Origin of the sequence: Kitasatospora sp. NPDC056446, from assembly GCF_042796115.1 — a bacterium.
Lineage (GTDB): Bacteria > Actinomycetota > Actinomycetes > Streptomycetales > Streptomycetaceae > Kitasatospora.
This window is the reverse complement of record NZ_JBHTRF010000047.1, coordinates 24,724-35,834: the sequence shown is the minus strand read 5'-3', so window position 1 is coordinate 35,834 and position 11,111 is coordinate 24,724. Positions and strand designations below refer to the sequence as shown.

Annotated in this window: 6 protein-coding genes; all 6 read right to left on the bottom strand. The window is 73.3% G+C overall.

Annotation, left to right across the window (positions count from 1 at the left end):
* Positions 1 to 105 precede the first annotated feature (105 nt).
* Positions 106 to 990 (bottom strand): SAM-dependent methyltransferase, encoded by an 885-nt coding sequence (locus ACFQ6N_RS26145; protein WP_380653670.1) that lies wholly within the window; start codon positions 988 to 990, stop codon positions 106 to 108.
* Between the two features lie 167 nt (positions 991 to 1,157).
* Positions 1,158 to 2,678, bottom strand: a complete 1,521-nt coding sequence (locus ACFQ6N_RS26140; protein WP_380653667.1) for a HEAT repeat domain-containing protein — start codon at positions 2,676 to 2,678, stop codon at positions 1,158 to 1,160.
* Between the two features lie 157 nt (positions 2,679 to 2,835).
* Complete coding sequence (locus tag ACFQ6N_RS26135) at positions 2,836 to 4,206, bottom strand: NRAMP family divalent metal transporter (protein WP_380653665.1); 1,371 nt, start codon at positions 4,204 to 4,206, stop codon at positions 2,836 to 2,838.
* A complete protein-coding gene (locus ACFQ6N_RS26130) occupies positions 4,203 to 5,570 on the bottom strand; it encodes a magnesium transporter MgtE N-terminal domain-containing protein (RefSeq protein ID WP_380653662.1) in 1,368 nt (455 codons plus the stop codon). Before ACFQ6N_RS26130 ends, ACFQ6N_RS26135 begins: the two co-directional genes overlap by 4 nt.
* A gap of 650 nt (positions 5,571 to 6,220) precedes the next feature.
* Positions 6,221 to 7,288, bottom strand: a complete 1,068-nt coding sequence (gene tsaD / locus ACFQ6N_RS26125; RefSeq protein ID WP_380653738.1) for a tRNA (adenosine(37)-N6)-threonylcarbamoyltransferase complex transferase subunit TsaD — start codon at positions 7,286 to 7,288, stop codon at positions 6,221 to 6,223.
* Positions 7,289 to 7,397: 109 nt separating this feature from the next.
* A complete protein-coding gene (gene dnaE, locus ACFQ6N_RS26120; RefSeq protein WP_380653660.1) occupies positions 7,398 to 10,964 on the bottom strand; it encodes a DNA polymerase III subunit alpha in 3,567 nt (1,188 codons plus the stop codon).
* Between the last annotated feature and the right edge of the window lie 147 nt (positions 10,965 to 11,111).

Sequence of the window (11,111 nt, the reverse complement as noted above, 5' to 3'; positions counted from 1 at the left end):
CTCTTCCAAACAACCCCCCTCCTCGCCGCCTTTTGCGTTCGCGCCCCGCCCCCGGCCCCCGCCGCGCGCGGGGGGGGCCGCGCCCCCCCCCCCCCCGCCGGCGGGTCAGGGCTTGCGGGCCAGCGCGCAGGAGATCAGCCGCTCCCACACCGACAGGCCGCTCCCGTCCGTGACGCCTGCGCCCGTGGCGTCAGGGCCCGTGACGTCTGCGTCCGGGCGGGCTCCGCCCGGGGCGGCTTCGGGGCCGTCACCGCCCGGCACCGGGTCCGGACGCCACAGCGAGCAGTGCACCAGCCCGGGTTCGAGCAGGTCGAGGCCGCCGAACAGGCCGGCGATCTCCTCGTCGGTCCGCCAGCGGCCGCGCCCGAAGGACTCCTGCAGCTTCCGTTCGGCGAGCCTGGTCTCCTCGTTCCCGCCGGAGCGGAAGTGCGAGATGTAGACCCGGCTGCCCGGAGGCACCCGGTCCGCCCACCAGCGCACCAGGTCGGCGGGCCGTTCGGAGTCGTCGAGGTGGTGCAGGACGGCACTGAAGACGACGCCCAGCGGCTCCTCGACGTCGATCAGGCGCCGCAGGCCGGGGTCGCGGTACAGCGCCTCCGGCTCGCGCAGGTCCGCGTCGACCAGGGCGGTGCGGTCGTCGGCGGCCAGCAGCCGGCCGCCGTGGGCGAGCACGGTCGGGTCGTTGTCGACGTAGACGACGCGCGCGTCCGGCCGGTGCCGCCGGGCGACCTGGTGCACGTTGTCGGCGGTCGGCAGCCCGCTGCCCAGGTCGACGAACTGGCGGATGCCGTCGCGGGCCATGGCGGCCACGGCGCGGACCAGGGCCTGGCGGTTGGCGAAGGCGATCGACACCGAACCGGGCAGGTCCCGGATGAAGTAGTCGCCGACCTCGCGGTCGACGGCGTAGTTGTCCGTGCCGCCGAGCAGGTAGTCGTACACGCGGGCGATGCTCGGCTTCGACTGGTCGATCCTGGTGGTGCGATCGGTCATGGAACCAACCCGTCCGTTCATGGGGCCGTGGTCGGCTCGATCGTAGGAGAACCGCCCCGGCCACCCGGTCCGCCGACGGGTGATGTCGCGGAAATCCTCCGGAGCCGGCCGGGGCACCGGGGCGCCGGGGCGCGCGTCCCGGCCGCCGGACTCACGGGCACCGGGGCTTACGGCCGCCCGGCGTCCGGCCGCGGGGCCCGGGCGGCGCGGAGCGCTTCGGGCGTGCCGATCGCCACCAGTGCCTCCCTCGCGCACTTGCGGACGATCCAGTGCCGTTCGTGGTCCAGGAGCGGCACCAGGGCGGGGACGGCCGCTTCGGCCCGCAGGGAGCCGAGCGCGGACACGGCCTCCCGGACGACGTTCTGGTCGTCGTCGAGCGCCTCGACCAGGAAGGGGACGGCGCGCAGGTCGCCGAGGCGGCCCAGCGCGATCGCGGCGTGCATCCGCACGACGACGTCCACGTCGTGCAGGAGCCGGGCCAGCACGGTGAGCGCGTCACCGGAGAAGCCGGGCCAGTCGACCGCCCGGACCGCCGCCCCGCGTACCCGCGCGTCCGGATCGGCGACGGCCGGGTCGACGAGGGGGCGGGCGTCCGGGCCGCCGATGCGGCCCAGTGCGGTGACCGCGTACGCGCGGGTCCAGGCGTCCCCGTCGTTCAGCTTCGCCGCCAGCGCCGGTACGACGGAGGCGTCGCCGAGCCGGCCGAGCGCCTCGATCGCGTGCCAGTGCCGGATGCTGTCCTCGTCCTGGAGCAGCTCGACGAGCAGCGGGACGGCCGGGGCCGCCGCGGGGAGCCCGATCTCCCCGAGGGCTTCGATGGCGAACCCGTTCCCCGCGCGGGCTTCGGCCATCAGGTCGGGCACGGCCTCCGGATCGCGGACGGCCGCCAGCGCCGTCTGGGCGTGGTCGCCCGCGTGGACGCTCACCCCGGGGCCCTGGTAGTCGGCGGCTTCCAGGAGCGCGGGGACCGCCCGGCGTCCGAGCCGGGCGAGCGCCTGCGCGGCGTGCCAACTGTCGTAGTAGTCGCCGTGCCGCAGGACGTGGAGCAGCCGGGCGATCGTGTCGTCCGCCGGGTGGCCGATCCGGCCCAGGGCTTCGGCGGCCGAGGCCCGGACCGTCTCGTTGGGGTCGTCCAGCAGGGCTCCGAGCGCGGGCACGGCCGACCGGGCGCGGGGCCCCATGGCCGCCAGCCGGCCCGCGGCCCGGATCCGCTCGCGGGCCGAACCGGAGGCCAGTGCGCGCTGCGCGGCGCGCAGCCCGGCGGACGCCGGGTCCAGCACCGACAGGATCCGGTCGATCCCGGCGTCCCAGTCCGCGGACAGGTCGACCCACTGGAGCGACCACAGGTTCTCCCCGCCGCCGATGTCCCGGTCCGGGACCTCGCACGGGTCGAGCAGGACCGGGATGAACCAGGCCCGGGTCGTCGGCCGCTGCCGCAGCTCCTCGACGGCCAGCACCAGTTCCTCGTTCATGTAGGAGCGGTGGTGGGCCTGGTACGCGGCGGAGAAGCAGGCGAGGAAGAACTCCCCGCCGGCGATGGCGTCCCGGACGGCGGCCTTCCACCGCACGCCCGGCGCGAGGCTGTCACGGTCCAGCCAGACCTCGACGCCGGACGCGCGCAGCGCCTCGACCAGGCGCATGACGGTCTCGCGGTTCTCGCCGACGTACGAGACGAACGTCCTGTTCATCACCCCTCCTCGCCCCGGGCCGGCCCGTCGTCCGGTCGGCGGGGGCGCCGGGCACCGCCGGGGAGCGGTCTCCCCGCCCCCGGGCCCCGACCACCCTTCCACGCCCCCGCGAGCCGGGGGAAGAGGGCGTTCCCACCGGCGGGGGCGGGCCGGTGGCTCAGCCGACGCCGACCCAGCCGAGGACGGTCTGGACGAGCAGGATCGTCGACATGGCGGCCACGCCGACGACCACGACGGTGGCCGCCAGACGGTAGCGCGGGCTGTTGGCCGCCTCGCCGAGGACGGCCCGGCGGTTGGTGAGGACCAGCAGGTAGACCAGGACGATCGGGCTGATCAGGCCCTGGAGGACCTGGGTGCCGATCAGCAGCTGGATGACGTCCACCGGGGTCAGCGCGACGACCGCGCCGAGGGCGATCTGGGCGGTGAACAGCCCGAGGAACAGCGGGGCGTCGCGGAAGCTGCGGGAGACGGAGCGCTCGACGCCGGCGGCCTCGCCGATCGCGTAGCTCGCGGAGAGCGGCACCACCGCGCCGGCCAGGGCGGAGGCGCCGATCAGGCCGAAGGCGAAGAGCAGTTCGGCGCCGTGCCCGGCCACCGGCTTGAGCGCCTCGGCGGCCTGCGCGGCGGACTCCAGCGGGCCGGTGCCGCCGATCGCGGAGGCGGTGGCGATGATGATGGTCAGGCTGATCACGCAGGCGAACACGGCACCGAGCACGGCGTCGGCCCGGATCAGTTTGTAGTCGGCGGGCTTGGCACCCCGGTCGACGACCCCGGCGGCGGCGTAGAACTGCATGTAGGGGCTGACGGTGGTGCCGATGAGCGCGACGGCCAGCAGGATGAAGTCCTTGCCGGGCTCCAGGTGCGGGATGACCAGGTGCTCGCCGACCTGCCCCCAGTCGGGGTGGCCGAGGACCATGGCGACCGGGTAGGCGAAGAACGCCAGCGACATCACCAGGAAGATGCGTTCGGCCCACTTGTAGGAGCCGAACAGCACCAGCGACCAGAGCAGCACGGCGGCCGGCGGGATGACCGCCCACTTGGGCACGCCGAGCAGCTCGAACGCGGCACCGATCCCGGCGAACTCGCTGACCACCAGCCCGGTGTTGGCGAGCAGCAGGCAGAACACCGCGAGGGCGGTCAGCCGCAGGCTGAACTGTTCGCGGATCAGCGCGCCCAGGCCCTTGCCGGTGTGGGCGCCGAGCCGGACGGCCATCTCCTGGACCATCACCAGGGCGATGGTGACCAGCACCATCAGGAACAGCGTGCCGTACGTGAACTGGGAGCCGGCGCTGGCGTAGGTGGCGATGCCGGCGGCGTCGTTGCCCGCGTTGGCGGCGACCAGGCCGGGGCCGGCGACCATCGCGACGGCGGCCAGCCGGCGCAGGCCCCGGCGGCGGCGGGGCGAGGGGCCGGGGGCGGCCGCCGCGCCCGTCGGTGCGGCGGCGGGTGCGGTGGGTGTGGTGGGTGCGGCGGTGGGTGCGGTGTCCGGTGTGCCGGGGTCCGGCCGGGTGCCGAGGTCGCGGGTCACTTGAGGAGCCTCCGGAAGTGCAGGCGCCCGCGTTCGGGCAGCAGCGTGTCGAGGATGTCGTCGGCGAGGACCCGGCCGAGCGGCCGGCCGTCCTCGTCGACCACGAGGAGGGAGGTGGCCCGGGCCGCGATCAGGCGGTCGGCCGCCTCGGCGAGGCGGGTGTCGGGCGGGACGGTCACCGGCGGGCCGAACTGCTCCAGCCAGGCGACCAGGTCGGCGACCACCGTGCTGTCCTCGGCCACGGCCAGGTCGAACAGCGGGATGTCGCCGAGCAGTCGGCCGTGCTCGTCCAGCACGGTGACCGCGTCGATGTCGGTCCGGTGGTCGGCCTGCGCGGCGAGCTCCGCCCGCACCCGGGCCACGGTGTGCGCGGGTTCGGCGGTGACCAGCAGGGTGGTCATCGCGCCGCCGGCGGTGCCCTCGCGATGGGTCAGCAGGGCGCGCAGCCCGGCCGCCTCGGGCGCGGGCATCCGGGCCAGCAGCGTCTCGCGCTCGCCGGGGTGGAGGTCGCGCAGCGCGTCGGCGGCCTCGTCCGGCTCCATCTCGTCGACCAGCCGGGCGGCGTCCTCGGGCGGCGCCTCGCGCAGGAGGTTCTCCAGCTCGGCGGGCTCCATCTCCTCCAGCGCGTCGGCGGCGTGCTCGGGCTCCAACCAGCCGAGCAGCTGCTGGCGTTCGTGCCGGCCGAGGTCCTCCAGGATGTCGGCGAGGTCGGCGGGGCGGAGCCGGTGCAGGGCGGAGCGGGAGGCGCGCAGCCGGACCTCGGCGGGCCCGTGGGTGGCCTGCGCGCCGAACGGGGCGACGGACTGCCAGTCCAGGACCCGGTCCGGGGTCGGGCGGGCCTGCCAGCGGCGGGGGCCGAGGCGGCGCAGCAGGGTGGGCAGCGAGACGTCGACGCCGACCAGGACGGTGCGGGCGGCCAGCGGCGCCAGGTAGAGGTCGGCGGCGCGGGTGACCTGGACGCCGTCGACGTCGACGAGCTGGTGGTCCAGCACGTCGCGGGCGAGCAGGACCTCGCCGGGCCTGCGGTTGAACTCGCGCAGGTCCACCCGGGCGGTGCGCAGCCGCACCCGGCCGGTCAGGATGCGGTCGACGGCGTCGGCGGCGATGAAGGCGCGGCGCCGGCCTATCCGGATGATCAGGCCGGTGACCGGCGGGTAGGGCTCCGGCCCGTAGAGCCGGGCGACCACGTCGACGACGCGGCCCATCTCCTCGCCGGCCTGGTTGGCGACCGGGCCGCCGACCAGCCCGGCGAGCGAGACCAGCGAGGACTTGACGGTCCGGGAGACGGTGGTCCGGCGCTCGGCGTCGACCGTGCGGTCGCGCAGCCGGGCGGTGGCGGACGTGAACAGGGTGGTGGCAGCCATGGTGAAGACCCCCTCGCCCCGGACAGGACGGGGCATGCGGGCCACCCGACGACGCGCCGGCGCGGTCCCCGACCTGCGGCGACGGCCCCCGGCACACACCGCCGCGCCCCCCGAGGCGGTCGGGACGGGCGGGCAGGCGGGCGCATCGGGACGGACCGCGTCGGGTCAGGGAAGGCGGGGGCGCCTCGGACGGCGGAAGGACGGCGTGGAGGATGCGGGGAAGGGCCGACTATGGCCAGGACTTCCGTCCATCGCGCCTCCTCCCGGTCTCGGCCGCGCGTCGGGGTCGCGGCGGCACGGCAGGGGGGACGGACGCCACCGCCCGGTGCACCCCCCACTCGTCGGAGCGTCGGCGCTCCACGGCACGCCCCCGGCCGCGGGCGGCGGGAAGCCACCCGGAACCGCCCCCGAGCGGGGGAGGACCGTCCCGGTCCGGGGTGTCTCCCGACGGGTGGGACCGGTGGCCGGTGTCCGTGAAGACGCCTCACCGAACGAGGTGTCTGTTCAAATCGGCCCCAGGATAGGGCCCCGTCGCCCGTCCGGCGCAATCCTTGACCGGACCTTGACCCCCGTCCGACCTGCGGGGGAGCCGCCGGGCGCGCGCCGGGGCGGTCCGGGCGCCGCCCGGCGGTAACGGGCCGTCAGGGCCGTCAGGCGGCGCGGACGGCGGCGCGCGGGGTGAGGGCGGCGTACTCCAGCGGCGCGGACGGGTCGATGGAGACGTCCAGCGGGGCGGGCTCGGCGCCGGAGCGGACGAGCAGGTCGCCGATGGCGGCGATCATGGCGCCGTTGTCGGTGCACAGCCGCAGCGCCGGGACGCGCAGGGTGATCCCGGCGGCGGCGCAGCGCTGCTCGGTCAGGGCGCGGATGCGGGAGTTGGCGGCGACGCCGCCGACCACGACGAGGGTGTCGATGCCGTGGTCGGCGCAGGCGCGGACGGCCTTGCGGCTGAGGGTGTCGGCGATCGCTTCCTGGAGGGCGGCGGACGCGTCGGGGACGTGCGGTTCGGCGCCGGCGGCCCGCTGCGCCTCGACCCAGCGGGCGGCGGCGGTCTTCAGGCCGGAGAAGGAGAAGGCGTACGGGGGGTCGTTCGGCCCGCTCAGCGGTCGGGGCAGGCGGACGGCGCGCGGGTCGCCGTCGCGGGCGGCGCGGTCGATCGCGGGCCCGCCCGGGTAGGGCAGCCGGAGGATCCGGGCGACCTTGTCGAAGCACTCGCCGGCCGCGTCGTCGAGGGTGTCGCCGAGGTGGACGATCGGGTCGCGGGCGAGGTCGCGCACCAGCAGCAGGGAGGTGTGCCCGCCGGAGACGATCAGGACGACGCAGGGGTCGGGCAGCGGTCCGCCGTCGAGGGTGGCGGCGGCGACGTGCCCGGCGAGGTGGTGGACGCCGTACAGCGGGACGCCGAGGGAGAAGGCGTAGCCCTTGGCGGCGGCCAGGCCGACCTGGAGGGCGCCGGACAGGCCGGGGCCGGTGGTGACGGCGACGGCGCCGACGTCGGCGAGGGTGAGCCCGGCGCGGTCCAGGGCCTCCTGGACGACGGGTGCCATCGCGTGGACGTGGGCGCGGGCGGCGATCTCGGGGACGACCCCGCCGTAGCGGGCGTGCTCGTCCATGGACGACGCCACCGCGTGTCCGAGCAGCACGCCGTCGCGCACCAGGCCGGCCCCGGTCTCGTCGCAGGACGACTCGATCCCCAGTACCACCGGCGGTCCCGCCATCGGCCACAGCTCCTTCTTGCTCATAATGTGCAGTTGCATACTATGGGCAAGAAGGCCGGGGGAGCGCCCTGGGGCCGCCGTGGCCGCCGGGGCACCCTCCCGGTGCGGGTCAGGCCCGGCCGGCCGCGCCCGCCCAGGCACGGTTGCCGAGGAGGGTCTTGACGTCCGAGGCGAACCCGTTGTCGGGGTTCACCCGGTAGCCGAGCTCGTAGAGGGTGTTCTTGTCCCAGTTGGTGGTGAGCAGTCGGACCGGGACGTCGCCGGGGTGCGCCTGGAGGGCGAGTTTGAGCTCGGCGACCACGTCGGGGGTGATCCGGGCGGCCGGGACGGTGATCTGGACGGGCGGCTTGGTGCCGAGTTCGGCGGAGGAGATGTCGAGGGTGGTGATCTCCTGGCCGAAGATGCTCAGCGAGCCGTCGCGCTCGTTGAGCCGGCCGCGGGCCGAGATCACGTTGTCCTCGACCATCTGGTCGGCCATCAGGTTGTAGGTCGCGGGGAAGAACAGCACCTCGACGGAGCCGTCGCGGTCGGCCAGGGTGATGATCGCCCAGGCGTTGCCGGCCTTGTTGATCCGCCGGTCGACGGCGGTGATCAGGCCGGAGAGGCGGACCTCGCCCTCGGAGCGGCCGGAGCCGAGGAGTTCGGCGATCGAGGTGTCGCGGTTCTGGGAGAGGATGTGCTCCGCGCCGTCCAGCGGGTGGCTGGAGACGTACAGGCCCAGCATCTCGCGTTCCAGGGCGAGGAGTTGGCGGCGCGGCCACTCGTTGTCGGTGAGCTGGAAGTCGAGCCCGATGCCGGGCCCGCTGTCGCCGTCGGACTCCAGGGCGCCGAACAGGTCGTCCTGGCCGATGGCCTGCTGCTTCTTCAGCCCGGTGACGGCGTCGATGGCGTTCTCGTGGACGCTGCTGAGCGAGAGCCGGGTGTGGCCGAGCGAGTCGAAGGCGCCCGCCTTGACCAGGGAGTCGACGGTGCGCTTGTTGCAGACCACCAGCTCGACCTTGTCCAGGAAGTCGGGGAAGGAGGTGTACTTGCCCTTCTCCTCGCGGGTGCGCACCAGGGACTCGATCACCGGGACGCCGACGTTGCGGACGGCCTTGAGGCCGAACCGGACGTCGCTGCCGACGGCGGTGAAGTCGACCACGGACTCGTTGACGTCGGGGGAGAGGATCCTGATGCCCATCTGCCGGCACTCGGCCAGGTAGACGGCCATCTTGTCCTTGTCGTCGGCGACCGAGGTGAGCAGGGCGGCCATGTACTCGGCCGGGTAGTTGGCCTTGAGGTAGGCGGTCTGGTAGGAGACCAGGCCGTACGCGGCGGAGTGCGACTTGTTGAAGGCGTAGCCGGCGAACGGGACCAGGACGTCCCACACCGCCTGGATGGCCTCGTCGGAGTAGCCGCGCTCCTTGCAGCCCGCGTGGAACGGCACGAACTCCTTCTCCAGCACCTCCTTCTTCTTCTTGCCCATCGCGCGGCGCAGCAGGTCTGCCTGTCCGAGCGAGTAGCCGGCCAGGACCTGGGCGGCTCGCTGCACCTGCTCCTGGTAGACGATGAGGCCGTAGGTGGGGCCGAGGACCTCGCTGAGCGGGGCCTCCAGCTCGGGGTGGATCGGGATGATCTCCTGCTGGGCGTTCTTGCGCAGGGCGTAGTTGGTGTGCGAGTTCATGCCCATCGGGCCGGGCCTGTACAGCGCGGAGACGGCGGAGATGTCGGCGAACTCGGTGGGCTTCATCAGCTTGAGCAGGGCGCGCATGGGGCCGCCGTCGAGCTGGAACACGCCCAGGGTGTCGCCGCGGGCGAGCAGTTGGTAGGTGGTGGGGTCGTCGATCGGGATCTTCTCGATGTCGACGTCGATGCCCCGGTTGGCCTTCACGATCTTGATGCAGTGGTCGATGATGCCCAGGTTCCGCAGACCCAGGAAGTCCATCTTGATCAGGCCCATGGCTTCGCACGACGGGTAGTCGAAGCCGGTGATGATCACGCCGTCCTTGTCCCGCTTGTGCAGCGGGATCAGTTCGAGCAGCGGGGTGGAGGAGAGGATGACGGCGGCGGCGTGCACACCGGTGCCGCGGATCAGGCCCTCGATGCCCCGCCCGGTGTCGATGATCTTCTTGACGTCGGGCTCGTTGTCGTACAGCGCCCGGATCTCGGTGCCCTCGTTGTACCGCGGGTGCTTGTCGTTGAACAGGTCGGCCAGCGGCACGCCCTTGCCCATGACGTCCGGCGGCATCGCCTTGGTGATCCGGTCGCCCATCGCGAAGGGGTAGCCCAGGATGCGGTTGGCGTCCTTGACGGCGGCCTTGGCCTTGATCGTGCCGAAGGTGTTCACCTGGGCGGTGTATGCCTCGCCGTACTTGTCGGTGACGTAGCGCACCATCTGGTCGCGCTGGCGGTCGTCGAAGTCGATGTCGACGTCCGGGGGGTTGATGCGCTCGGGGTTGAGGAACCGCTCGAAGAGGAGATCGTGCTCCAGCGGGTCCAGCTCGGTGATCCGGGTGAGGTAGGAGACCATCGATCCGGCCGCCGAACCACGGCCCGGGCCGACCGGGATGCCGTTGTCACGGGCGTACTGGCAGATGTCGGCGACCACGAGGAAGTAGGCGTCGAAGCCCATCGGGGAGATGACGCCCATCTCCAGTTCGATCCGGTCCAGCACCTCCTGGCTCGGGTTGTCGCCGTAGCGGTGCTGGAGGCCGGCGGCGATCTTCTGGCGCAGGAAGGAGGCCTGGGTCTCGCCCTCGGGCACGTCGAACTGCGGCATCCGGTCGACGTAGGTGAAGACCTCGTCGTACGACTCGACCCGCTCGGCGATCGCCAGGGTGTTGTCGCAGGCCTCCGGCAGCTCGCGGAAGAGCTCGCGCATCTCCTCGGCGGTCTTGACGTAGTAGCCGCTGCCGTTGAACTTGAAGCGGTTCGGGTCGTCCTTGTTCTTGCCCACGCCGACGCAGAGCAGGCTGTCGTGGGCGTCGGCCTGGTCCGCGGTGACGTAGTGCGAGTCGTTGGTGGCCAGCAGCGGGATGTCCAGCTGCTTGGCCAGGCGCAGCAGGTCCTGGCGGACGTCCTGCTCGATGGAGAGCCCGTGGTCCATCAGCTCCAGGAAGTAGTTCTCCTTGCCGAAGATGTCCTGGTAGGCGCCGGCGGCCTTCACCGCCTCCTCGTACTGGCCGAGCCGCAGGCGGGTCTGCACCTCGCCGGAGGGGCAGCCGGTGGTGGCGATGATGCCGGCCGCGTTCGCCGCGATCAGCTCGCGGTCCATCCGGGGCTTCATGTAGTAGCCCTCCATCGACGCGAGCGAGGAGAGCTTGAAGAGGTTCCGCAGGCCGGTCGCGTTCTGTGCCCACATGGTCATGTGGGTGTAGCGGCCGCCGCCGGAGACGTCCTTGCCGCCCTCGCCGTCGGCGCCGGTCGGGCGCTGGCCGCCGGGCGACCAGAACACCTGCTTCTTCAGGAAGCGCGAGGAGGGCGCGACGTACGCCTCGATGCCGATGATCGGCTTCACGCCGGTCTTCGCGGCCGAGTGGAAGAACTCGTACGCGCCGAACATGTTGCCGTGGTCGCTCATCGCGATGGCGGGCATGCCCTGTCTCTCCGCCTCGGCGAACAGCTTGCCGTTCTTCGCGGCCCCGTCCAGCATCGAGTACTCGGTGTGGACGTGCAGGTGCGCGAAGCTGTCGGACACGGCGCTGTGCTCCTCGGAGGGGACTCGGGCGGGAGCGTCCCACGCTAGCGGACCGGCGCCGCCGACGCGCCATTCCGGCTTCCTTGCGGCCGTGACCTTGACACGGTCCTCCCGTGTCCTTCCCGTTCCCTTGACGGCGCTCCCGCC

Bases quoted from the DNA above. Each gene is read 5' to 3' on its own strand.
- ACFQ6N_RS26145 (WP_380653670.1), bottom strand. From the start codon at position 990: ATGACCGATCGCACCACCAGGATCGACCAGTCGAAGCCGAGCATCGCC.
- ACFQ6N_RS26140 (WP_380653667.1), bottom strand. From the start codon at position 2,678: ATGAACAGGACGTTCGTCTCGTACGTCGGCGAGAACCGCGAGACCGTC.
- ACFQ6N_RS26130 (WP_380653662.1), bottom strand. From the start codon at position 5,570: ATGGCTGCCACCACCCTGTTCACGTCCGCCACCGCCCGGCTGCGCGAC.
- tsaD (WP_380653738.1), bottom strand. From the start codon at position 7,288: ATGGCGGGACCGCCGGTGGTACTGGGGATCGAGTCGTCCTGCGACGAG.